The following is a 22,726-nucleotide window of genomic DNA, read 5'->3' on the forward strand; positions in this document are numbered from 1 at the left end:
GGTTTTGCATGAGGTCCGCTTGCCGGACCTTAGCCGAGGACGAACGGCAGCACGGGAATCCGACAGGCCGGAAAATTCACAGAGGCGCGCTTGTACGCGCAAGGTGGAAAGCGTGCCGCAGGCGATCATGGACGAAGTGCTGGCCCGGCTCGCGCCGATTTTCGAGTGAGGCCAGGGCAGCCATCGCCCGCTGCCGGCCTCGCGTCAGGCCCCTGCTTCCTCCGGATATTCGTCGTGGCGCTTTACCCAGCCCATCATCAGACCCGGCGCCGTTTCGTTGCGGCCCAAAGGGGCCATGTCGAGCAGCATGTAGGCGCTGAGCACCTCCTCGCCGCCGCGGGCATATTGCGAGTAGGTGTGATACACGGTGCCGTCCGCATCCTTATAGAATGCGCTCGCGCCCGGCAGCTCGTCATAGGCGTCCTTCCCGTCGATTTCCCGGAAATTGTAGAAGACCTTGCCGTTCTCCAGCGCTTCCTTCGGGAAGGAGACGTGGAAATCGTAATTGAAGTCGTTGCGGTAGGATGAGGCGAAGCTGAAGCGCCAGCCCATGCGCCTGCGGTAGGCTTCGAGCTTTTCGATGGGGGCGCGGGCGATGGCGACATAGGTGACATCATGGTGCTTCAGGTGCTGGTAGGCGGCGTCCGCGTGGTCGGCGCCGAAGGAGCAGCCTACGCAGCCCGCTTCCCAGTCGGGGCCGAACATGAAATGCTGGACAAGGAGCTGGCTGCGGCCCTCGAAGAGGTCGGCAAGCGTCTTCGGGCCGCCGACGGTGTCGAAGACATATTCCTTTTCGACCTTCACCCAGGGCAGGGCGAGTCGCTCGGCATTGATCTGGTCGCGCAGGCGGGTGAGCTGCTTTTCCTTTTCCAGAAGCGCCTTGCGCGCGGCAAGCCACTCCTGCCGTGTTGCGATCCGATGTTCCATCTTTCTTCCTCCTCCCTTCTTACGAAGCTGACTATCCGGCAGCTTCCTTCGTCTTGCCTTCTTTCATGAGGCGGTCGATGTGCTGGCGTATGTGGGCCGCCTCGGCGGGGGTGCGGGCAAGGGCGATGGCCTTGTCGAAGGCGACGCGGGCCTCCGCCTTGCGGCCGAGCTCCTTGAGCAGCGCGCCGCGCACGCCGTGGAAATAGAAATAGCCGGAAAGCCGGTCGGCCAAGGGCTCGACGAGGGCGAGCGCGGCCTCGGGCCCTTCCGCCTTGAAGACGGCAACGGCGCGGTTCAGCGTGACGACGGGGGAGGGTTGCATGCGCTCAAGCATCTGGTAGAGCAGGGCGATCTCGCGCCAGTCCGTATCCTCGGGCCGCGCGGCACGCGCGTGCAGGGCGGCGATGGCCGCCTGAATCTGATACGGACCGGGGCGGCGGTGCCGCATGGCCTTGTCGACAAGGGCAAGCCCCTCCGCGATCATGTCGCGGCTCCAGAGACTGCGGTCCTGATCTTCGAGCAGGACAATGTTGCCGCTTGCATCGAGGCGGGCCGGCGTGCGGGCGTGCTGCAGGAGCATGAGGGCAAGAAGGCCCATGACTTCGGGTTCGGCTGGAAAGAGGCGTAGAAGCAGGCGGGCAAGCCGGATCGCCTCGACACAGAGCGGCGCGCGCACATGCTCCTCTCCGCCGCTTGCCGAATAGCCTTCGTTGAAGATCAGATAGATCATGGCGGCGACGGCGGCGAGCCGTTCGGCGCGCTCGGCCGCGCCCGGCGCCCCGAAGGGCACGTCCGCGGCCATGATGCGGCGCTTGGCGCGGGTGATGCGCTGCTCCATCGCCTTCTCGTTGACCAGGAAGGCGGCCGCGATCTCGCGCACGGTAAGCCCGCACACGATGCGCAGCGCGAGCGCCACCTGCTGCGTGGCCGGCAGGTCCGGATGGCAGCAGATGAACATGAGCCTCAGGATGTCGTCGCGGTAATGCGAGTCGTCGAGCCGCTCGGCCATGTCGGCTTCCGCGTCGCCGAGGTCGGAAATCGCGGAATCCTCCGGCAGTTCGGTGTTGCGGCTGTCGCGGCGCACCGAGTCGAGCTCGGCATTGCGCCCGACGAAGATGAGCCAGGCGGCGGGGTCGCGCGGCGGCCCCTTGACCGGCCAGGTCTTCATGGCGCGCAGGCAGGCTTCCTGAAAGGCTTCTTCCGCCCGGTCGAGATCGCGGAAATAGCGCAGGAGCGCGCCCATCACCTGCGGGCGGGCGCCTACCAATGCGGTCTCGATCCAGGCCAGGTCCGTCATGCCGTTGCTTCCGAAAGCTCTGGGATCACGCCCTTCTCGAAAAGCCGCACGGGGCGGATCTCGAAGGTGCAGCTTTCGCCTTCCTTGAGGCGCTTTGCGAAATCGATCACTTCGTCGAGGTTTTCGCAGTCGACGAGATAGAAGCCGAGAAGCTGTTCCTTGGTCTCGGCAAAGGGGCCGTCGAGCACAACCTGCTCGCTGCCGGCTCCGCGGATGGTGGTGGCGCCGGTCGTCGGCACCAGCCGGACGGCCGGCCCCATCTTGCCGCGCTCGATGAAGTCCTTCTGGACACGCTTACGCTTGGCGAGGACCGCGTCGTCCTCGGCCTTGCTCCAGGACGCCACCACATCCTCGTCGTGGTAGCAGAGAATGGCGTAGAGCATCTGGTTCACCCTTTTCGAATGGAAGACGCTCAACAATGCCCCAATCCGACAGTGGCGGCGAGGATTTTGTCGGAAGGGTTGGGAAGCGTGCGGTTTCTCCTTGCGCGCGGGGGAAATCCGGCTATCTGTCAGCCCGACATGAAGACGCTCACCATCAGAAAGCCGGACGACTGGCATCTCCACCTGCGCGACGGCGCGGTGCTTGAGGCCGTTCTGCCCCACACGGCGGCGCATTTCGGCCGCGCCATCATCATGCCGAACCTCGTGCCCCCGGTGGTGACGAGCGCCGACGCGGCGGCCTATAGGGAGCGCATCCTGGCGGCCCTGCCGGAGGGGAGCGGGTTCAAGCCGCTGATGACCCTTTACCTTACGGAGACGACGCAAGCCGCTGATGTGGAATCGGGATTCCGCGACGGCGTGGTGAAGGCGGTGAAACTCTACCCGGCGGGCGCGACCACCAATTCCCAGAGCGGCGTGCGCAACATCGAGGCCGTCTATCCGGTGCTCGAGCGCATGGCGTCGATCGGCATGCCGCTCTGCGTGCACGGCGAGGTGACAGACCCTGAGATCGACATCTTCGACCGCGAGGCGGTGTTCATCGAACGGGTGCTCGAGCCGCTGCGGCGGCGGCTGCCGGAGCTCCGCATCGTCATGGAGCACGTGACGACCAAGGAGGGCACCGATTTCGTGCGGGAGGCGGGGCCGAATGTCGGCGCCACCATCACGCCGCACCATCTCATCATCAACCGCAATGCGATCCTGGCGGGCGGCATCCGCCCGCATTACTACTGCCTGCCGGTCGCCAAGCGCGAGAGCCACCGGCTGGCGCTGCTCCGGGCAGCGACGTCGGGCGAGGGGCGTTTCTTCCTTGGCACCGACTCCGCGCCGCATCTCGATCCGCTCAAGGAATGCGCCTGCGGCTGCGCCGGCATCTTCAATGCGCCGAACACGCTGGCCTGCCTGGCACATGTCTTCGAGGAAGAGGGTGCGCTCGACCGGCTGGAAGCCTTCGTATCGCTCAACGGGCCGGCCTTCTACCGCCTGCCGCCCAATGAGGAGCGCATCACGCTGAAGCGGCATGACAAGCCGGTGGAGATGGAGCGGAAAATCGCCGTGGGGGCGGAAACGGTCACCGTGTTCGACCCGATGTTCCCGATCCACTGGAAAGTGGAGGATTAGGCTTTTGGGGCGGGCTTTGGCTTGCTAGAAACCCGCAGGAACAAATGAGATTGCCCCTTACCAGCGATTTCCAGCACTTGGCTTCCGCTTCGCGTCAGCCAAGATCTTGAAATCGCCTGCTCTTCCGCAAGGGAGATAATGCCGAAGGACCGAGCCCGCCCATGTTCGCCAACACCTTTCCCGACAAGAGCCTGATCGCCGAGACGGTCGCCAGGATGCTGCTGGAGATCGAGGCGGTGCATATCCGCGCCGACGAGCCCTTTACCTTCACCTCGGGTCTTGCGAGCCCGGTCTACATCGACTGCCGCAAGCTGATTTCATATCCGCGCATCCGCTCGGCGGTGATCGATTTCGCGGCTTCCGTGGTGCTGCGGGAGGCGGGCTTCGAGCAGTTCGACGTGGTGGCGGGCGGCGAAACGGCAGGCATTCCCTTCGCCGCGTGGCTCGCCGACCGGCTCGGCCTGCCCATGGTCTATGTGCGCAAGAAGCCGAAGGGGTTCGGCCGCAACGCGCAGATCGAGGGCCATCTCGCAGAAGGCGCGCGGGTGCTTCTGGTGGAAGACCTGACGACGGACGGCGGCAGCAAGATCAAGTTCGCCGAGGCGATCCGCAATGCCGGGGCGGAGGTGACGGACACGTTCGCTGTGTTCTACTACGATATCTTCCGGGATACGCCCGACCGGCTGAAGGCGGCGGGCATGCGGCTTCATTATCTTACCACCTGGTGGGTCATTCTGGAGACCTGCCGCAAGGAGAACCGCTTCGGCAAGGAGGCGCTCGACCAGGCGGAAAGCTTCCTCAAGGCGCCGCTTCAGTGGTCCGCCGCCCATGGCGGGATCGCCGAGCTGCCGCGCGGATAGACGGCGCAGGGCAGTCCGGTTCATACCGCCGCCGGCTTTACGCGCCGCGCGCATGCATGGAACCTTTTTGCCGCATCGGGGTTAACCCACGTTTTGGTGGACAAGGAGGGCCTCCAATGCGTGCAATGAACATCATCACCCTCATTCTCCTCGTGATCGGCGGCCTGAACTGGCTGCTGGTGGGGCTGTTCCAGTTCGATCTCGTCGCGGCGATCTTCGGCGGCGAGACGTCGGTGGTCTCCCGCATCATCTACATCCTGGTCGGACTCTCCGCCCTCTGGCAGCTGATGCCGCTGTTCAAGTCGTTCAGCGAGGACGAGGCGCTGGCCCAGCGCCACTGACCCAGTGAACACCGACCTGACGCCGGCGGACGGTCCCGTCCGCCGGAAAGCGCCGCGTGGGCGCTTTTTCTTTACCTTAAAACAAGCCGCGCCGGCGCTCGGCGTTGTTTCGCTCTTTAAGAGCAGGTAGACCTATGCCCCTATGTCAGGGGCACTGCGGCCGCCGCTGCGCGGAGAATGGGGGCGGCGGGAAGCCTGCCGGGGGCACAGGTGAGATCACTGTCGAAAGCCGAAATGATGCGGCTGAGGATCGCCAAGCGCGTTCCCATCCGCAGGCGCCCTCTGCGCATGGATAGGGGATGCATCAGCATCTGCTTCGACGACATACCACGTACGGCCTGGACGGTGGGCGGCGATATCCTTCGCGCGCACGGCGCCCGCGCGACCTACTATCTCAACGGAGGCCTTTGCGGCGGCTGTTTTGAAGAGCGCGAGCAGTACCGCCGCGAGGACGTCGAAGCCATCGCCGCGGCCGGGCATGAGATCGGCTCGCATCTCTATGATCATGTGAGCGTTCTGCAGATTTCCTCACGGGAACTGCGGAGGCAGATCGCGCGCAACGACCGTTTTCTTGCCGATATTCTCGGGGCCGACTTCCGCGCCGAGAGCTTTGCCTATCCCTATGGTGACATGTCGGTCAGCGCGAAATGGATCTGCTCGCGCCGTTTTCGCGCTTGCCGCAGCGTGCTCTGGGGGCTGAATGGAGGGATGGTCGATCTCACGCAGATCAGGATCGTGCCACTCGACCAGGGCTTCGCGCAGGAAGTGGACTGGGAAGCGACGATCGCCAAGGCCGCGCGGGAAAAGGCTTGGATCGTCGCCCTCGCGCATGGGGTGGAAGAGCGGTTCCATCCCTTCAGCTGCCATCCGAAGACGCTCGACCGTGTGCTGCGGCTGGCGCGTGAGGCCGGCCTTGCCGTCCTGCCCGTGACCGAGGCGCTGGGCTGCGGAATCGCGGACGCGGAAAGGGTGGCGGCATGAATGCGCTGGCTGGTTCTGAGACTGCCGCGATCAAAGGCAGGGAGGGCCTAAAGGCGGCGGGCAAGTCCTGGGTGGCGTCGGTCTACAGGGACCACCGCCCCCTGGAGGCGGTCTGGCGCCGACTTGAGGCGGAGGGCTACTGCACGCCGTTTCAGACCTATGACTGGGCTTCGTGCTGGTACGAAACGGCCGTTGCACATGGCCTTGCAGAACCGGTGATCGCCGTCTTCTCAAGGGAGGGAGGCGACCCGGCGTGGATCCTTCCGCTGTGCCTTTACCGAAAGAAAGGCTTGCGCGTCATTTCCTTCGCCGATCTCGGCGTGACGGACTATGCCGCGCCGGTGATCGCGCGGGATGCGCCGCGAGGCCGGCGGGAAATCGAAGGCATGATCCGCGCGCTGCTCGGCGCGCTGCCCTCTTGCGACCTGGTGCATTTTCAGAAGCTGCCGGCCGAGATCGAAGGCGTGTCGAACCCTCTTCTGGTGCGTCGGCACTGGCGGTTTCCGGCGAATTGCTACGGCATCCGGCTGTCCGGCCCCTGGCAGGAACAGGCGGAAAAGATCATGCAGCGCCGGCTGCGCTCCACCATCCGGAAGCAGAAGCGGAGGATCGCCGGGAAGGGGACCGTTTCGATTAGCGAGGTAGACCGGCCGGAGGCGCTGCGGCCCGCGCTCGACACGCTGATGTCGATGCGTCGGACGCGCTTCGAGGCCATAGGGCGCGCCGACATGCCGGCCGCGTGGCACGAATTTTACTACAGGCTCGCGACCTGTCCGAAGCGCACGCTCGGCGTCAGCGTGACGACGCTAGAGGTTGCCGGCGAGCCGGTCGCCACCTGCTTCGGGCTGAAGCGGCGCGGAGCGTATCTGGCCATCCTGCCCAGCTTCGCCATGGGCGAATGGGAGACCTTTAGGCCCGGGATGCTGCTTTTCGATGCCATGCTCGAACGCCATGCCGAAGAGACCGCGGGCGAGGGCTATTTCGACTTCACCATCGGGGACGAGCCCTACAAGAAGCGCTTCGGCGGTGATTGCCTGCCGCTTTACGAATGGATGGTGCCGAGGAGCGCGATCGGTGCAGCCGCCTTCCTTGCCTGGCGCGCGAAGGGCGTGCTGCGGCGGACTCCCGCGGAACCGGCCTGACTTCGGAACGCTCCGCCAGCATCGGACACGGGCCGACATGCGCTGAGTGGCGCTGGCGCGTTAGCTCGAGAGGATGCCGGCCTCCTCCGCCGCCTCGAGGAAAGCGCGCCGGGCGTCTTCGGCATCGCGCTTGCCTTCTAGAACGTCGAGACATGCCGTCTGCGCATGCACGTGTTTCCAGCTTCCGCTGTGCGCTTCAGGCCAGTGGAGAATGAGAAATTCCGCCGCCTGGCGAACGGAGACAATGTCAAAGATAATATCTCCTTCGCCTTGGACGGAAACCTTTTCACTCCAGCGTTTTTCTTTCATGCAGGATCAACGCGGGAGAGATGCGCAGGGTTGGCTCACGAATGGAGTCCCGATTGTCATAAAGCTGGTGAGCCGCCTGATCGTCATCCCGTTTCTTCTTCCTCCCCGATGTTCGGGAAGTGATCTCTTATTTGTGCCATCAGGCCATCCACCAGCCTCTTCAATGTTTGGCCTCCAGGATCAAGGCTGTCGGCGAAATCTCCGATCCGGCAAAGGTTTTGGTACAGGTCCGCCACGAGATGGCCCGTACGACCATCCTATTCAGAATGTTGCGGATCGTATCCGGCTTCTGTCCGAGAAGTACCCCGATTCTTCCAGGAAACTTGCCGGCAATGATTTGATTGAGAATTGCAAGCGACTCTCCCGAGGGAGGGTGACCTCGATGAATGGTCAGTCTACCAGAATGCTGGCCTCGGCGGCCGCCTCGACAAAGGCTGCGCGGGCGTCTTCCGGGTCTGCCTCTCCGCTCAGCACGTCGAAGCACATGTCGCAGGCGCGCGCATGTTCGGGGCCGCGAACGAAGGGCCATCGGTGAACCAGTATCCCCGTTGCCCTCAGCGTGTTCTCAACCGATTCCGCTCCGCCGAGCGTGCCGCCAAGCCAGATCCTGACGGGCTTCTTCCAAGGTCCGATCTGCATGCGGGGTAAATGTCGCCCGTCCGTTAGGGTTTCACGGTGTTGGAAATATTCCTGAAAGCGGCGTCTTGGGGTCTGGATCTAGCGGTTCGCTGCGGGTGCGGTCGTTGCCGCCGCACCCGAGCTGAGAAGGCCGGGGCCCCTTGTTCGAAGGCTCCGCCCCGGAGGGTCCCGACTTAGCCATAAGGCGATATGCAGGGGCGCCGCGGGCCGTTATAGGGCTGGAACGTGTTGTCCGAAGCCCGGTAGGAGCGGTAGCGCGCATAGCACCATTCCACATGCGCGTTGCGGGGCGCGGCGGCGGGCGGCTGGGCGATCGCGCCGCCGATGATGGCGCCGAGCGCAAAGGCCGCCGACGGGAACCACCAGCCATTGTATTCGCGATAGCCGGGGCGCGGTGCGCGGAACCCGCGGTGCCCGCGCCAGTAGACGACGTCGCCGCGGCGCTCGAAGCGATCCCGCCGGGCATCAAAGCGGTCTCTTCGGGCTTCATTGCGGTTGTTCCGGTCAAAGTAGCGGTCCCGGTCCTCGAACCCGGGCCGCACCCGCTGCCATCTCGGCCGATAGTCCTGCACGAGTGTCACGGTGGAGGAGGCTTCGGGCACTTTCGGGGGCACCACAGGGCCGGCTGCCGCTGGGGCTACGCTGCCAGCCGCCAACGCTAGCGCCAGCGGGAAGCACAGAAGGGGGGAGGATTTCTTTCTCATAATGGGTCTCCAAGCCGTCAGGCGTTTCGGCAGACTAACCCATAAGTGGAGGGGCTTGTTCCGAAGTCGACTTCAGGCGCAGGCGCTACGCCTTTTGGAGAGGTGCAGGAGGCTTTGCCCGCCATCACGACACGCTGGCTTCATTTCCGCGGCTCTTCCGGCAGGCAGGGCGCTTCGCCCTTGAATTCTCGCGCCAGGCATTCCGCCTCGTCGAAGGTTTCGCCGGTGATGCGGACGGCGCCCGCCATGCCGAAGACCTGACAGCCGGTCAGAAGCGTGGCGGTTGCGATGATCAGAAGCGTTCTAGGCCAGTTCATCGGTAAATATGCGCCTCTACCTGTCTCTCTCCAGCGAAAATCTGAACCGGGGGAATCGGGCCAGCAATAATGGCGGTTGTGTCGCAAATTTGGAGAAGAGACGCGAAAGGGCCAACCGCACGGTAGAGTGTTCAGGCGGCAAGCAACTCAAACGGCTCTGTCGCAATAATTTGTTTCAGAGTTTCAGCTAATGCCGCCTCGGTTCAGCGACGGAGGGTGGCGTGTTTAAGGGCAGGCATTTCGATAAATCCGTGATCCTGCTCTGCGTGCGGTGGTATCTGGCTTACAATCTCAGCCTCCGGAATCTGGAGGAGATGATGGCGGAGCGGGGGATCTCTGTCGATCACGCTACGATCCACAGGTGGGTCATCCGGTACTCGCCCGAATTGCTGGAGCGGTTCAATCGGCGCAAACGAGCAGTTTCCGGAAAATGGCATGTTGATGAAACCTATATCAAGGTCCGTGGGCAGTGGCGGTATCTCTACCGTGCGATCGACAGCAACGGCGACACGGTCGAGTTCTGGTTCAGTGAGCGGCGCAATCTCACGGCTGCCAAGCGGTTCCTGCGTAAGGCGCTCAAACGGCATGGCCGTCCTGAACGGATCGTCATCGATGGTAGTCAGACTAACAAGGAGGCGATCCTGTCCTGCGATACTGCCGATCGGCTCCAGGATAGAACACGGCGTGATCTGAAACCCATTCGCATCCGTCAAAGCGCCTACCTCAACAATCGGATTGAGCAGGATCACCGTGCTATCAAGAGGCGCATTCGTCCGATGCTCGGGTTCAAGTCAATGAAGAGTGCTCACGTGATTTTGGGCGGGATTGAGATGGTTCACATGATGCGCAAACAGCAAGGGAAGTATGCCCGCAATCCGCAGCCATCGCTTGCCGAGCAGTTTGAGTTGCTTGCCGCCTGAACACTCTACCGTGCGGTTGGCCCTTTCGCGTCTCTTCTCCAAATTTGCGACACAACCCATTTTTGTCGCCTTTTTAACAACTTATGCTGTTTCTTTAATGCCAAATGCGTCAGCGCAGATTGTGGCTTTGCGGCAGTGCTGCTTTGGCACGTCAAATTTTAAACATTTATGGTGGGCCCGGAGGGACTCGAACCCCCAACCAAGCGGTTATGAGCCGCCGGCTCTAACCAATTGAGCTACAGGCCCGGTGCGGCTCAATTAGTGGGTTTTCCACCCGGGCACAAGACGGCCCGCGCCGCAATCGCTTCATATTCGGCCATTATGCACTTGCTCCTCAACAGATTCGAGGAGATTGCAATGACCCGTCCCTTTGTGCCTCTGCTTTTCATGGCTGTCATGGCGGCGGTTGTGCCCGCCCAGGCGGAAGAGATCGCGGAGCGGCCGAAGATCATGGTCACCGGCGAGGGCGAAGCGACCCTCGCTCCCGACATGGCGGTGATCCGGCTTTCCGTGCTGCGCGAGGCCGATACGGCGCGCGAGGCAATGGACGCCAACAACGAGGCCATGGAGCGGGTGATTGCCGCGCTCAAGGAGGCCGGCGTGGCGGAGCGGGACATTCAGACCAGCGGGCTTTCGATCACGCCGCAATATATCTATCCCGACGGGAAGAATGGCGAGTCGCGGCCGCGCATCGACGGCTATCAGGTCACCAACGGGCTTACCGTGCGCGTGCGCGATCTGGGCAAGGTGGGCGAGATCCTGGACCGCTCGGTCACGCTGGGCGTCAATCAGGGCGGCGACATCGTCTTCACCAATGACGACCCGAAAGAGGCGCTGAACGAGGCGCGCAGAAAGGCCGTGGAGGACGCGCTCGCCAAGGCCCGTATCCTGACGGAAACGGCCGGTGTGGCGTTGGGCGACGTGCTGGAAATCACCGAGAATACGCGGGGCACGCCTCCGCCCATGCCCTTCGGCGTGCGCGCGATGCGCATGGAAGCGGCGGCCGATGCCTCCGTTCCTGTGGAGGCGGGCGAGAACACCTATCAGGTCGAGGTGCGCTTCACCTTCGCCATCGACCAGAAATAGGATGCGGGCTGCCAAGTCAGCCCGGGTGGGGAAGCGCAAGCTGGACGAGCGCTTCAGGGGAGAGAACGCCGCCGGGACATCCCGGCGGCGTTTTCGTACGGTTATGGCCGGTCTGGTTCAGCTCGAGCGGATCACCGGGCAGTGGGGCGCGCGGGAGAACACCACATGCGCGCGCCGGTGATGGTGCTTGAGTCCGGCGACGCGGATGATGTTGCGGTTCGTCGCCGTGACCCGGGGATGGCGCAGGCCCATGCGGAGCGCTTTCTCAAGCGCAAGGGCGGGTGTGCAGGCCTGGGCGGGCCGATGCGGCCGGTGAGGACGGTGGTAACGGTCGCGGTCGCCGATGAGGACGCCGGCGCTCGTGCCGTTGCTGCCGAAGCTGAAATAGATTCCGTCGGCCTGTGCCGTCGCGGGAACGGCGCTCAGCGCTCCCAGGCCCAGAAGAGCGGAAAGGGCTGCGATTCTGATCTTGCGGAACATGTCGATACTCCCGGTTGGTTTGTGATCCGATGCAGCCCGGACTATGACTCGGCGCATCTGAACCGGGAGCGAACCGATCGTTCACCGGAAGTTCATGAAGCCTATCCGTTTTCGAGCGCGCGCCGCAGTGCGCCGGGATCGAAGCAGAGGGTGAGGCGGGAGATGCGGCCCTCGTCATCGATGTCGAGGAAAACTCCAGCCGGAAGCTGTACGCTCTGGCCGTTTGCGGCGGGCCAGCCCTTGATGGTTGCCTGATAGGTGCCGCGCAGCGTGAATTCGGCGGCCGCGCGCACCCCGCCAGGTGCGGTCATGACGGCGATATCGGCGGCCTGAACCCGGAAATGGCGCGCCAGCGCGGCAAGGCGCCAGCGGAACTTGTCGCGGCCGATCTCGCGTCTCATCTGAGGCACGTCGCAGGCAACGTCTTCGGACAGGCAGGCAAGAAGCGCCTCGTGATCGTTCGCATTGAAGGCGGCAAGCGCCCGGGTGACCAGGTTTCTGGCCTCCTCCTCGCTCATGGCTCTTCCTCCAGAAGGTGGGCGAAATACTCCTCGGGCTCGCTGAGCTCGTTCTCAAGGGCGCTGACGCGGCCGCGCACGGAGATGCCCGCCTCGTGAACCGTCTCGGGACGCCCCGAGACCAGCGGATGCCACCAGTAGAGGTCCTTGCCTTCGGCCAGGAGGCGGTAGGCGCAGGTGGCCGGAAGCCAGGAAATCTGCGGCACATTCTCGGGCGTAAGCCGCACGCAGTCGGGCACGCGGCCGAGGCGGTTTCCATAATCGCTGCAGCGGCAAGTGCCGGCGTCAAAGAGGCGGCAGGCGACACTGGTCCAGTGGATTTCGCCCGTGTCCTCGTCCTCGAGCTTGGCGAGGCAGCACTTGCCGCAGCCGTCGCAGAGCGATTCCCATTCCGCCTCGCTCATGGCGGCCAGCGGCTTGTTTTTCCAGAAGGGTTCCATTGCCCGGATGTGGCGCGGCAGGGCGGCCGGGTCAAGCGGGAAGGGGAACCAAGCGGGGGCTGGCCGATTAGTGTGCCCGAAGGGATGCCAAAAGTGAGCCACGAGATGAGCAGATCGAATCAGTTTCTTGCCGGAAGCGCCCTGTGCCTCCTGATGGCAGCGCCGTTGCCCGCCGGGGCGGGCGACAGAGCCGATGTCTTCGCTCCAGTGCCGGAACGCGAAATAGCTCTGATGCTGGCGCAGGCCGAGGCGCCGGGCGAGACCGCACCGGAAGGGCAGCCGGGTGAAGGCCAGCCAGGCGCGGACTGCCCGCCCGGCTCCGCGCCTCAGGACGGCGGTTGCGTTCTTCTCGAGGATGCGCCCGCGCAAGCGCAGCCTGCTCCGGCAGAGCCTGAGGCCGAGAGCGCGCCGGAGGCTGCGCCGCAGCCGGCTGAACCGCAGGCCGAGCCGGTAGAGCCGGAGGCGGCTCCGGAAGCGGCACCTGCCGAACCCGAGGCTCCGATGGAGGAAGCACCGGCCGAGGAGGCTCCGGAAGCCGCGCCCGAGGCGCCCGCAGAGGAAGCACCCGTAGAGGAGGCGCCGGCAGAGGCTACGCCCGAGACGCCCGCCGCTCCGCAAGCGGAGGACCCGGCAGAAGGCGAGGCCCCGGCGGCGACCGATTGCCCGCCAGGTACGGAAATGTCAGCCGCCGGTGAATGCGTTGCGGGCGAAGAGGAAGCCTTGCCTGAGGAGACGCCTGCCGAAGAGACGCCGGTGGATGAGGCTCCAACCGAGGAACCGCCTGCCGAGGTAGCACCCACGGATGCGGCCCCGGCGGAAGAGATGCCTTCCGATGAGGCTCCTGCTGAAGAAGCGCCCGCCGAAGAAGCGCCTGCCGAAGCCGCACCGGCGGAAGAAGCGCCGCCCCTGACGGAAGAACCTGCCGAGGAAGCCCCCGGCGATGAGCCTGCCGAGGCGCAGCCTGCCGAACCCGTTCCGGATGCCGGCCAGCCGGCGGATGACGGCGCGCAGCCGCTGCCTGCAACGCCCGACGGCGCGGCGGAAGAGCCGCTGGACGAGGGCGCGCCTGCCGAAGCGCAGGTGCCCGAGACGGAGCAGCCGGCCGGGGAAGGCGTGGTGCCCGAAACGGACGCGGAAGCGCAGCAGGATGCTGTCAATCCCGAACAGGTGCGGGAGGAAATCCGCGAGCTCCTGCAGGAGGAGGGCCAGCGCATCGAGCTTGGCCAGACTCCGGAAGACAGGCAGGTACGGCGGCGCGAGATCTTCCGCCCGCGTGAGGATGCCCGCGTCATCCGCGAGTTCCAGGATAACCGGACGATTATCGAGTACAACAACAACATCTATGTCGAGAGCCCCGACTACGAGCGTATCGTCGGGCGGAGCGATACCGTCTGGTATGAGGAGCTTGGGAACGGCCGCGTGCGCGAGGTGATCGAGCGGGGGGACGGGACGCGCGTCATCACCGTGCGCAACCGCTACGGCGACGTGATCCGCCGCGTGCGCGTGACGCCGGACGGCAGCGAATATGTGCTGGTCTATGTGCCCGAGCAGCGGTTCGATTCCGTTCTGCGGTTCGAGGACCCGGCGCGCGAACTGCCGCCCCTGCGGCTCACCGTGCCGGAAAGCGAGTACATACTGGAGGCCGAGGTGGTGGAGGAGCCGGACCGCTATTACGAGTTCCTCTCCCAGCCGCCGGTGGAGCCGGTGCGTCGCCTCTACTCGCTGGAGGAGGTGCGATACTCGGTCCGCCTGCGCGATATCATGCCGCGCGTCGATCTTGATACGATCGAGTTCGAGTTCGGCTCCGCACGCATAGACGAGAGTGAGATCGCGGACCTCGAGGCACTAGCCCAGGCGATGGCGGAGATGCTCGAGGAGAATCCAGCCGAAACCTTCCTCATCGAGGGGCACACCGACGCGGTGGGCTCCGAAATGGCCAATCTGGCTCTGTCGGACCGCAGGGCGGACGCGGTGGCCCGCGCGCTGACGGAGGTTTTCGACATTCCGCCGGAAAACCTCGCCACGCAGGGCTATGGCGAGCAGTATCTGAAGGTGGATACGCAGGAGCCGGAGCGCGAAAACCGGCGCGTGGCGGTGCGCCGCATCACGCCGCTGGTGGCCCCGGTGGCAAGCCGATAACGGGACGGCCCGCGCGCCTCACTCATGGCGCGCGGAAAGGCCCGGCCGGAGTCCCTCCGCCGGCCGGGCCTTCATATTGTTCAGGTGCCGGGGCGGTAGATCCTCGGCGCGATTTCCAGCCGTTCATAATAGCGCGGGGTGCCGGGCGGCGGCTCCAGGCTCGGCCGGCAGTTCGGGTAAACCCCGGCAGTGCCCGGCGGACAGGCGGAGCGCACAGCGGGCCGGCAGACGGGATAACGGCCGACGGTGCCCGGAGGGCACATGGGGCTGATGCGAGGCGTCACGCAACGCCCATCGATAAGGACCGAGCCGACCGGACAGCGTGGCGGTATGGTCCTGTGACGCTCCCGCGGCTGGGCGAAGGCGGGCGAAGCTTCAAGAAGGAGGGCAAGGCAGGCCGCGCATGCAAGAAGGGCATGGCCGATGCGCCGGGAGGGCACTCGCGGCGACGAAAGGGTTCGGCTCACGGCCTGTGAGGAAACTGACATCCACGGCATATTGATCGCGGCGGGCCGTCATTCAAGGCCGGGAGGATGGGGAGCGGTCCTTTGAGGCGGCGAAGCGTCCTTTGGGCAACGGCGTTTCAGGGGCTGAAGCGCAGCGTGACGGAGAAGGTGACGGTTGCTCCGCCCACCCCTTCGGGCGGGCGCGGGTAGGGGGCTGCACGCCGCGCCACGGCCAGCGCCTCCTCATCGAGGATCGCGTGGCCTGAACGCTTGGCAAGGCTGGCGCCCGCGAGCCGGCCCTGCCGGTCGATGGTGATGGCGAGGCCCGCGGTGCCCGCGATTCCCTGGCGAGCCGCATCGCGCGGATAGCGCTTGTGGCGCTCCACATGCGCGATGAGCCTGCGCGCATAGGCCGCCTTCTCGCCCGCGGTCGCCCCGCCTTGGCGCGCGGCCGAAGAGGCGGCGCTTTGGCGGGCGGGAGATTCTTTCGCAGCGGGAGGCGTTTCCTGCGCCCTCGCGGTTTGCCGCGGCGTGGCGGGAGCCACGCGTGCGGGGCGGTTCTGCGGTTCCTGTTTGGTTTCGGCGCGCTTTGCCCGCGGCGGCTGCGGCCGGGGCGTGGGGATCGGGATGTTTTCCTGCGGCAGGATGACCGAAGCGACCGCCTCAGGTTGCTCTTCCGGTTCGGCCTGTTCCGGTTCATGCCGTTCTTCCGGTGTCGCGGGTTCCGCCGCCTCCTTCGCTACAGCGGGTTCGGCAGGGGGAGCCTCCGGCGTTTTGGGCGTCGCCGTCTCCGTTTCCTGGGAAAGGTTGGCTGGCGATTTTTCTGCCGGGCCCGAATTGGCCGGCTCCACGGTGGACTCTGCCAGGGGCGTTTCCTCTGTCTCCTCCATGTTAGCCGGGGAGGAAGGTTCGACAGGGGGCGTTGCTTCTTCTGCCGGTAGCGCTTCCTCGTTCGCCGGTAGTGGTTCTTCGACGGCAGCGGTCGCCGTTTCCTCCAGCGGCTGCTCGCGTGGTGCCGTTCTGGAGGCTTCTGCTTCCTTTGCGACTTCCAGTGGCTCGTCGGCGTTCTGCGCTTTTTCCTCCTCAGCTTTCTGCGCAGGCTCAGGCTCCGCTTTTTCGGCGGTAGCGGCCTCGAGCTGCAGTTTCGCCGCCCTGGCAAGCGCCGTGCCGGCGCTGCCTGCGACGGGGGCTGCCGGCTCCTCCAGAACGATTTCGACGCTGATGGGATCGGTCAGGGCTTCCACGCCCGGGCGGGTGATATGGTCGCTGAGAAGGGCGATCACCGCCGCGTGCACCGCTGCCGAAAAGACAAGCGCGCCGGCAAGGCTGAGGGGCGCGATGCGCGCCTTGCCCTGCGGAACGGCACGCTTGGGAGGCATTGGCGGGAGGGCAGGGGCCGCGTCTGTCTCGGGCGGGCGCGTGTCGATCTCGACGGAAGGGTCGGACGCGTCTGGCGTTCCGGGCGAGGGCGCCTCCACCGGCTCAGGCTCCGCGACGGCCCGCCCATGCGCGGTTTCGGGCCAGGGGATCATGATCCGGCCTCGCCGTCCGTAAGCCCCGTGGGTGCCAAGATGAGCCCGCCTTCATCCCGGGTGAAATGGGCGGCTATGCCATAGACCTCGGCCAGACCCTGCGGGGTCATGACCGCTTCGGGCAGGCCTTCCGCCGCAAGCAGGCCCTGCTTCAGCATCACCACGCGGTCGCACCAGCGGGCGGCCAGGGTGAGGTCGTGCAGGGAGACGAGGACCGATCGTCCCTCCGCCGCGAGGCGGCGCAGGGCGCGCATCATCATGATCTGATGCGCTGGATCGAGTCCGGAGGCGGGCTCGTCAGCGAGCAGAAGAGGGGTGGCCTGAGCCACCGCACGGGCGGCCAGCACCCGCGCCTGCTCGCCGCCGGAAAGCTCTGTCGCCGGGCGGTCGGCGAGATAGGCGACATCCATGAGGGCGAGGGCGGAGGCGATGATCTCCTCGTCCTCGGCGCTGGGACGCAGGCCGTAGCCGCGCCAGGGCAGGCGGCCGAGGCCCACCAGGTCGCGCACCGAAAGCCGCCAGCCGATGATGCGGGTCTGCGGCAGATAGGCGATGAGCCGCGCGCGGGCGGCCGGCGAGAGCGCGGCGATGTCCGTGTCATCGAGACGCATGGTCCCCGTGGCCGCCACCTGCCCGGCGAGCGCGCGCATCAGGGTCGATTTGCCGGCGCCGTTGGGGCCGAGGAGGCCGACCACCTCACCCGGGTTCAGCGCGAGGGAGATGCCGTGCAGGATCGGACGGCCGGAGAGCGAAACCCGCAGATCTTGCACGTCGAGCCGCATCAGAACGCCTCCCGCCGGCTGCGCACGACGAGCCACAGGAAAAAGGGCGCGCCGATGAGCGCCGTCAGCACGCCTACATTGAGCTCGCCCGCGGGAAGGACGAGGCGCGCTGCAATGTCGGCGGCAAGAAGCAGGCCCGCGCCGCCGAGGCCGGCGGGCAGGAGAAGAACGCTGGGCATGCGGTTCGTGAGCGGCCGGATGAGATGCGGCACGACGAGCCCGACGAAGCCGATCGTGCCGGCGACCGCCGTGGCGGCGCCTACGCACAGGGCGACTCCGGCGATGATGAGCAGGCGCGTGCGCGCCATGTGGATGCCGAGACTCTGCGCCGCCTCCTCGCCGAGCGATAGGGCGTCGATGGCGCGCCCCGACAGGGCGATCAGCAGCCAGCCCGCCGCCATCAGCGGCAGGGCGAGGACCACATGCTCCATCGACCGGTCTTTGAGCGAGCCGAGCAGCCAGAAGATGATCTCGTAGCTGGCGAAGGGGTTGGGCGAAAGGTTGAGCACCAGCGAGGTGAGGGCGCCTGACAGGCTGGAAAGGGCAACGCCCGCAAGGATTAGCGTCAGCGTGGAGCCGCTGCGGGCGGCAAGCGCCATCAGAATGAGCACGGCTGCGAGCGCGCCCACGAGCGCCCCGGCAGGAAGCGCGTAGAGCGAGCTTCCGGCAAGGCCGGAATAGAAAACGGCGACGGCGCAGAAGGCGGCCATGGCCGAGACGCCGACAATGCCGGGTTCGGCCAGCGGATTACGCAGGAAGCCCTGCAGCACGGCGCCGGAAATGCCGAGCGTGAAGCCGATGGCAAGCCCGAGAAGCGCGCGCGGCAGGCGGATTTCCCGCATGATGATCTCTGCAGCCTCGCTCCCACCGGCAAAGAGGCCGGCGAGGCTCTCCGAAAGGCCGAGCTCGGCTGGGCCGACCCCGAGCGAGGCGAGGAAAAGGGCCAACGCCAGAAGGGCGAGCAGGGTGTTGAGGACAAGCGGCTTCATCGCGCGACTTCGCAGGGAGCGATCTCCTGGCGCAGCCTGGCGAGCGCCTTGACGGCATCAATCACGGCCGGGCCGCCGCAGGACCAGGCGCCCGGCGGCACGAACGCCCCGATGCGCGCGCCTTTTAGCGCGAGGATGGCCGGGTGGCGCGGCACGAACGCGCCGAGCGACGGGGCTTCCCCGTCGCCCGAAGAGGTGATGATGACGTCGGGCCTGCCTGAGACGACGGATTCGACCGGGAAGGGGGCCATGCCCTGAAGGCCTTCTTCGGCGGCCATGTTGCGGAAGCCCGCAGCCGCGAGCACGGAATCGGCCAGCGTGCCGGCGCCGAGCGCCACGCCGTTCTGGTCATAGGCAAGCGCCATCGGGCGGACATCGCATTGCTCCGCCTCGATGCGGGCAAGCTCCGTCTCGAAGCGGTCAGCAATGGCTTCGGCCTGCCGTTCGCGGCCGAGCAGTGCGCCCATGCGGCGTATTTCACCGGGGATTGTGCCCACCGTCTGGACGAAGCCGAACTCCTCGACGCGGAAGCCGAGGCGCTTCAGGAGGCCGGTGGTGTTGTGCAGCGAGTAGGTGCCGGTGACCACGAGATCCGGCCGAGCAAGGAAGACCTCCTCCGCAAGGCCGCGATTGACCGGATAGGCGCGCGCCTCCTCGTGCATGGGCGAAAGGCCGGGATCGCGCGCGAGGAAGGAGACGGAGATAAGCTGGCCGGGGGCGGCAAGCGCCATGGCAAGCTGATCCGTGCACAGATTGAGCGACATGACGCGGGCTGGGGAGGCGGCATGGGCGAAAGCGGCGAAAAGCAGCGCTGAGAAAGCGACTGGGCAAAGGATTCTTCCTGATTTTCGGAGCCGCTTCAGAGGCGGGTTCTTTGGAATCCTCTCCTGACGGGGCACCGTGCCGGATGGCATGCAAGCCCCCCTCACTGTCTCGCTCTCTGCGCGAGCCACCTCTCCCCCGCAAGCGGGGGCGAGGAATGGCCGGCCGCGAGGCCGGCGCGGAGGGCGCTTTCGTCTCATGGTCCGAATGTAGCCCTTAGTCCCGCAAAAACCGAGAAGCCCGGCGTGCTATAGCCGCGCACGGTCTGGTAATCTTGGTCGAGCAGGTTTTCCGCGCGCAGATAGAGTTCCGTGTTCTCATTGGGATGATAGGCGATCTTCGCGTTGAGCAGGAGGTAGTCGTCGAGAGGCGTCTTATCCGCGCCCTCAAAATCGACCGTGTCGAGCGCTATCCGAGCGGTGGCCGACAGCTCCCATTTTTCAGCTGGCCGTACGACTGCCGAAAGACCGATGTCATGCCGGGGTACACGCACCTGACGCGTGCCGTCCGGCTGGGTTGACTTGGTGTAGGTGTACGCACCTTTGAGATCGAACCAGCTTGTGGCGGCGTACGCCAGGGACAACTCGACACCGCGCGTACGGACGGTTCCATCGGTTTGAATGCTCTGAAACGGCGGGCTAGAATCGAAACCTATGAAATCGTCGATGTCGAGCATGAAGAACGCGGCATCGGTGACGAGCCGCCCGCCCAGGAAACGCTGTTCGACGCCGATATCGAAGCCCAGGCTGGTCTCGGGCTGCAACGTGTCGTTTCCGGAAGTGGGAGCGTAGAGCTCGTAAAGACTCGGCGCGCGGTAGCCGGTTCCGACTGAGGAATGGATGCGCGTGCCGGTATCGGCAAAATCGTATGATCCGGTAATCCTCCAGACGGTATGGCCACCGAATGAACTGTGCTCGTCATGACGTAAGCCGGCAGTCAATGTCAAATGCTCGACGGGCGAATAGATCGCCTCGATCCATCCTCCGCCCATGGTGATGGATGCGTCTACACCAGAAGATGTATCAGCCTTCTGGCGTTCCCAGTCGGCACCGAAGTTGAGCGTCAGGTCGGGCGAGAGTTCAAATGAGCCTAGATAATCGAGCTTGGCGCGCCGTCCTTCAAAGGTATCAAGGTCACCGCTCCCGCTTACACTTTCGCGCAGGCTTCTGCCGAGCTGGGCAGAAACCGTATTGACGAGCCGCCCGTCGAACAAGGCGAATTCTGTGCCGATACGGCCCGCTGACAGGCGGAAATCGGAGAAGGCGTTGCTATCATCAAGCAGAAAGTCCGGCGGTGGGAAGTCATCGAACTCGGCCTGGCTATCGAGATGAATGCCGCTGCCAAAGATAGTAACGCCTGGTGTGATCTCGTATTCGCCGGTGAATGTCGCGGTAACGTTCTCAAACCCATCATCTTCTGTTCCCACGGCGGCGGCTGAAAACCCGTCCGTTCTGAAACCCGCAAGGGATAGGCCGAATTCGCCTCGGTCAAAACCTCCTTCCAGCGCATAGCTGCCGAAGAATGTTCCATTAGAACCGCCTTCCGTATGTATCCGGTGGCGTAGTCCCGGCTCGACGGTACCCAGCGTCGTTAAATCAACCACGCCGGCGATGGCGTCCGAGCCGTAAAGCGTGCTCTGGGAGCCTTTCAGCACCTCCATTCGCTGGACGATGCCGGCGAGGAATTGGCCATAGGGTGCTTGTATCTTGGTTCCGCTGACTTCCGAGACATCGATACCGTTAATCAGCGTCTTGGTATATTCTCCTGGCACACCGCGCATCATGAAGGTGGTGAGTTTGCCTGCACCGCCCTGACTGGCAACGTTTATTCCAGGCACCATGGTGAGATAGTCGCTCACCAGTGGCAGCGATTGCCGCTCGATCTCCTGCGCATCGATGATGCTGACCGACGAGCCTGTCTTGGAAAGCTCCGTCGGCACGCGGTTGGGTGTCACGACAATCTCGCCGAGATCGAGGTCTTGAGCGCCCGTCGCGGCGGTTGAGGCAAGAATGGAAAGCGCTGAAGCGCCGATGATATATCGATACGGTGCGGCCATGGTTATCCCCTCCGCGAAACCCCAAAATGCTGGAGGGGACGGCCGTGTCCGGCCCGGTCTCCGCCAGCGATGACCAATTCCGTCACCACTGCGAAAACCACAGCCCCGGAAGCTTCCCGCATCCGGACGGTGACGTCTCGAGGCAGGTTTCCTGGCTCGCGCTTCCTCGGCTTTCCCACCTTCCCAGGCTCTTTACGGCCCAGTGGCGTTCAGGAAAGCCTCCGCGCTCACAGTTGCGGGAGCAGCTACGGTTGGGGCGGAGGCCGCCCTTCCGTATTCCCTTTTAACCCCGGCGGACAGACCGGCGAGGCACCTCAAGCATGGCGAGGATGTACCAACACGGCTGAGGAGCGTCAATCATTCGTTGCCGCAGGACCGCTGGCCGTCCCACCCGGGTTCAAACCGCTACCTCGATCCAGTTCGATGGGATGCTTCCTCCAAGATAGAAGATTTCCTTCTCGTTTTCTTCCAGCGCGTAGCGGATTGCGGAAGCGAGCGTTCCGCTCGTGATCTTCTTCTCCTTCACCAGACGGGGGCCTTCATATTTCAGGATATTTTCGATCGTGCGGAAGTTTTCAGGGTCATTCTTGGTAGCGATGGCCAGCACCTTCCCTTGATTTTTATGCCTGATAAAGCGCAGCGCCACGGATTTGTCCGCCGTCAGAGAGAAGGTTTCGCCCGCGCTTCCTCCGGCTCGGCCGGAATGCTTGATGATGGCGGCCAGATAATCGTCGAGCCTGTCCTTTCCGACGGTCCCCCATGAACTGACGATCTCGGTGCCCCGCTGCCCCCCGGTAAAGCACGGCCGGGATCTGTTCCGCGGCCCCGGCGTCGATCTCGGCTTTGATGGCCTGCGGCGTCTGTTTGCCGCCCCACCAGGTCTTGGCAAGGTGCTTGTAGATGGCATCGAGCACATCGTCGGATTTGACGGCTGCGGCAAGCAGATCGTCCGAGCGGGCAAGGGACTGAATGAGCGCCTTTCCCGCCGCCGCGCCGCCCGTCCGGACGGGCGCCAGAGCCAGCCGTCTTGCGGTCCGGGACGGCATCACGAGATTGTTGAGCTCGTGGCCGTTCTTAAAAAGGTATCTGCCGACATTCTTGCCTTTGAGCATTATGCGTACGACAGAGCTTCCCTTTGCTGCTTTTCTCGCAGCGCTGAGCATCTTGCCTCCCCAGAAAGACGCGGTCATGAGGCCGAGATTGAGGAAATCCCACGCGAGATCCTCAAGCTTCACCTTGTAAGCCGGATCGACGCCTACGTGTTTCAGTGTCTCGAAGAAAGGAATCAGGATATCAAAAGCGGCTTCAATATTCGTATAATCGTATTTCTCACGTTTTTCGCCTTCTACCCATTTCCGGATGATCCACCCCCATTGAACGGGTCCACCTTGAAGTATGGTTTTGACCATGAAGGAGGACCACAATGGCAAACAAGCG

Annotated in this window: 25 protein-coding genes, 1 tRNA gene and 1 riboswitch; of the genes, 8 read left to right on the forward strand and 18 right to left on the reverse strand. The window is 64.7% G+C overall.

Features of this window, described 5'->3' with window-relative positions:
- Window positions 1–204: 204 nt before the first annotated feature.
- Genes NYR54_RS13225 through NYR54_RS13235 form a run of 3 tightly spaced genes read right to left on the reverse strand, consistent with a single transcriptional unit; the run spans window position 205 to window position 2,607 of the window.
- A complete protein-coding gene (locus NYR54_RS13225) occupies window positions 205–927 on the reverse strand; it encodes a DUF899 domain-containing protein (protein ID WP_261516154.1) in 723 nt (240 codons plus the stop codon).
- A gap of 31 nt (window positions 928–958) precedes the next feature.
- The gene (locus NYR54_RS13230; RefSeq protein WP_261516155.1) at window positions 959–2,224 is read right to left on the reverse strand and encodes an RNA polymerase sigma factor; all 1,266 of its coding nucleotides are present in this window, start codon (window positions 2,222–2,224) and stop codon (window positions 959–961) included.
- Entirely contained in the window at window positions 2,221–2,607 is a 387-nt protein-coding gene (locus NYR54_RS13235; protein ID WP_261516156.1) for a YciI family protein, read from the reverse strand. The genes NYR54_RS13230 and NYR54_RS13235 overlap by 4 nt, the downstream gene beginning before the upstream one ends.
- Before the next feature lie 138 nt (window positions 2,608–2,745).
- Between NYR54_RS13235 and pyrC the strand changes: the two genes are divergently transcribed.
- From pyrC to NYR54_RS13260, 5 genes are all read left to right on the forward strand, one after another.
- Window positions 2,746–3,786 carry a dihydroorotase gene (gene pyrC, locus NYR54_RS13240; RefSeq protein ID WP_261516188.1) on the forward strand — a complete coding sequence of 347 codons (1,041 nt, stop codon included), beginning with the start codon at window positions 2,746–2,748 and terminating at the stop codon, window positions 3,784–3,786.
- 161 nt (window positions 3,787–3,947) lie between these two features.
- Window positions 3,948–4,646 carry an orotate phosphoribosyltransferase gene (locus NYR54_RS13245; protein ID WP_261516157.1) on the forward strand — a complete coding sequence of 233 codons (699 nt, stop codon included), beginning with the start codon at window positions 3,948–3,950 and terminating at the stop codon, window positions 4,644–4,646.
- 116 nt (window positions 4,647–4,762) lie between these two features.
- Window positions 4,763–4,987, forward strand: a complete 225-nt coding sequence (locus NYR54_RS13250) for a DUF378 domain-containing protein (protein ID WP_261516158.1) — start codon at window positions 4,763–4,765, stop codon at window positions 4,985–4,987.
- A gap of 210 nt (window positions 4,988–5,197) precedes the next feature.
- On the forward strand, window positions 5,198–5,968 hold the full coding sequence (locus NYR54_RS13255) for a polysaccharide deacetylase family protein (protein WP_261516159.1): 771 nt from the start codon (window positions 5,198–5,200) through the stop codon (window positions 5,966–5,968).
- Window positions 5,965–7,110, forward strand: coding sequence for a GNAT family N-acetyltransferase (locus NYR54_RS13260; RefSeq protein ID WP_261516160.1), 1,146 nt, complete (start codon window positions 5,965–5,967; stop codon window positions 7,108–7,110). The genes NYR54_RS13255 and NYR54_RS13260 overlap by 4 nt, the downstream gene beginning before the upstream one ends.
- Window positions 7,111–7,170: 60 nt before the next feature.
- On the opposite strand, the gene NYR54_RS13265 is transcribed toward NYR54_RS13260, so the two are convergent.
- The 4 genes from NYR54_RS13265 to NYR54_RS13280 all read right to left on the reverse strand — a co-directional run bounded on the left by NYR54_RS13265 (window position 7,171) and on the right by NYR54_RS13280 (window position 9,079).
- The gene (locus NYR54_RS13265; protein WP_261516161.1) at window positions 7,171–7,419 is read right to left on the reverse strand and encodes a DUF982 domain-containing protein; all 249 of its coding nucleotides are present in this window, start codon (window positions 7,417–7,419) and stop codon (window positions 7,171–7,173) included.
- Between the two features lie 390 nt (window positions 7,420–7,809).
- Entirely contained in the window at window positions 7,810–8,058 is a 249-nt protein-coding gene (locus tag NYR54_RS13270; protein WP_261516162.1) for a DUF982 domain-containing protein, read from the reverse strand.
- A gap of 173 nt (window positions 8,059–8,231) precedes the next feature.
- Window positions 8,232–8,762 (reverse strand): BA14K family protein, encoded by a 531-nt coding sequence (locus NYR54_RS13275; RefSeq protein WP_261516163.1) that lies wholly within the window; start codon window positions 8,760–8,762, stop codon window positions 8,232–8,234.
- 140 nt (window positions 8,763–8,902) lie between these two features.
- The gene (locus NYR54_RS13280) at window positions 8,903–9,079 is read right to left on the reverse strand and encodes a hypothetical protein (protein ID WP_261516164.1); all 177 of its coding nucleotides are present in this window, start codon (window positions 9,077–9,079) and stop codon (window positions 8,903–8,905) included.
- Between the two features lie 221 nt (window positions 9,080–9,300).
- Here NYR54_RS13280 and NYR54_RS13285 point away from each other — a divergent pair, with 221 nt between their 5' ends.
- Complete coding sequence (locus tag NYR54_RS13285; protein WP_261516165.1) at window positions 9,301–9,999, forward strand: IS6 family transposase; 699 nt, start codon at window positions 9,301–9,303, stop codon at window positions 9,997–9,999.
- A 169-nt stretch (window positions 10,000–10,168) separates the two neighbouring features.
- Here the strand turns inward: NYR54_RS13285 and NYR54_RS13290 are convergent.
- Window positions 10,169–10,245, reverse strand: a tRNA-Ile gene (locus NYR54_RS13290).
- A 111-nt stretch (window positions 10,246–10,356) separates the two neighbouring features.
- On the opposite strand from NYR54_RS13290, the gene NYR54_RS13295 reads away from it, so the two are divergent.
- Complete coding sequence (locus tag NYR54_RS13295) at window positions 10,357–11,085, forward strand: SIMPL domain-containing protein (protein ID WP_261516166.1); 729 nt, start codon at window positions 10,357–10,359, stop codon at window positions 11,083–11,085.
- A gap of 117 nt (window positions 11,086–11,202) precedes the next feature.
- Here the strand turns inward: NYR54_RS13295 and NYR54_RS13300 are convergent, their stop codons facing one another.
- The 3 genes from NYR54_RS13300 to NYR54_RS13310 form a co-directional block, all read right to left on the reverse strand.
- Window positions 11,203–11,565 carry a hypothetical protein gene (locus NYR54_RS13300; RefSeq protein WP_261516167.1) on the reverse strand — a complete coding sequence of 121 codons (363 nt, stop codon included), beginning with the start codon at window positions 11,563–11,565 and terminating at the stop codon, window positions 11,203–11,205.
- Window positions 11,566–11,666: 101 nt separating this feature from the next.
- The gene (locus NYR54_RS13305) at window positions 11,667–12,083 is read right to left on the reverse strand and encodes a nuclear transport factor 2 family protein (protein ID WP_261516168.1); all 417 of its coding nucleotides are present in this window, start codon (window positions 12,081–12,083) and stop codon (window positions 11,667–11,669) included.
- On the reverse strand, window positions 12,080–12,523 hold the full coding sequence (locus NYR54_RS13310) for a YcgN family cysteine cluster protein (RefSeq protein WP_261516169.1): 444 nt from the start codon (window positions 12,521–12,523) through the stop codon (window positions 12,080–12,082). Before NYR54_RS13310 ends, NYR54_RS13305 begins: the two co-directional genes overlap by 4 nt.
- A gap of 105 nt (window positions 12,524–12,628) precedes the next feature.
- Here NYR54_RS13310 and NYR54_RS13315 point away from each other — a divergent pair, with 105 nt between their 5' ends.
- Window positions 12,629–14,662, forward strand: a complete 2,034-nt coding sequence (locus NYR54_RS13315) for an OmpA family protein (RefSeq protein WP_261516170.1) — start codon at window positions 12,629–12,631, stop codon at window positions 14,660–14,662.
- Between the two features lie 583 nt (window positions 14,663–15,245).
- Here the strand turns inward: NYR54_RS13315 and NYR54_RS13320 are convergent.
- The 7 genes from NYR54_RS13320 to NYR54_RS13350 form a co-directional block, all read right to left on the reverse strand.
- Entirely contained in the window at window positions 15,246–16,640 is a 1,395-nt protein-coding gene (locus NYR54_RS13320) for an energy transducer TonB (protein WP_261516171.1), read from the reverse strand.
- Entirely contained in the window at window positions 16,637–17,422 is a 786-nt protein-coding gene (locus NYR54_RS13325) for an ABC transporter ATP-binding protein (protein WP_261516172.1), read from the reverse strand. The genes NYR54_RS13320 and NYR54_RS13325 overlap by 4 nt, the downstream gene beginning before the upstream one ends.
- Complete coding sequence (locus NYR54_RS13330; protein WP_261516173.1) at window positions 17,422–18,411, reverse strand: FecCD family ABC transporter permease; 990 nt, start codon at window positions 18,409–18,411, stop codon at window positions 17,422–17,424. The genes NYR54_RS13325 and NYR54_RS13330 overlap by 1 nt, the downstream gene beginning before the upstream one ends.
- Entirely contained in the window at window positions 18,408–19,175 is a 768-nt protein-coding gene (locus NYR54_RS13335; protein ID WP_261516174.1) for an ABC transporter substrate-binding protein, read from the reverse strand. The genes NYR54_RS13330 and NYR54_RS13335 overlap by 4 nt, the downstream gene beginning before the upstream one ends.
- A gap of 254 nt (window positions 19,176–19,429) precedes the next feature.
- Window positions 19,430–21,289 carry a TonB-dependent receptor plug domain-containing protein gene (locus NYR54_RS13340; protein WP_261516175.1) on the reverse strand — a complete coding sequence of 620 codons (1,860 nt, stop codon included), beginning with the start codon at window positions 21,287–21,289 and terminating at the stop codon, window positions 19,430–19,432.
- 124 nt (window positions 21,290–21,413) lie between these two features.
- A riboswitch (cobalamin riboswitch) is annotated at window positions 21,414–21,621 on the reverse strand.
- A gap of 65 nt (window positions 21,622–21,686) precedes the next feature.
- Window positions 21,687–21,935: a hypothetical protein gene (locus tag NYR54_RS13345; protein ID WP_261516176.1), complete on the reverse strand. Its 249-nt coding sequence runs from the start codon at window positions 21,933–21,935 to the stop codon at window positions 21,687–21,689.
- On the reverse strand, window positions 21,910–22,726 hold an 817-nt coding region (locus NYR54_RS13350; RefSeq protein ID WP_261516177.1), incomplete at its 5' end, for a hypothetical protein. The genes NYR54_RS13350 and NYR54_RS13345, both read right to left, overlap by 26 nt.

It is taken from the genome of Chelativorans petroleitrophicus (assembly GCF_025398195.1).
In the GTDB taxonomy this organism is placed as follows: Bacteria; Pseudomonadota; Alphaproteobacteria; order Rhizobiales; family Rhizobiaceae; genus Chelativorans; species Chelativorans petroleitrophicus.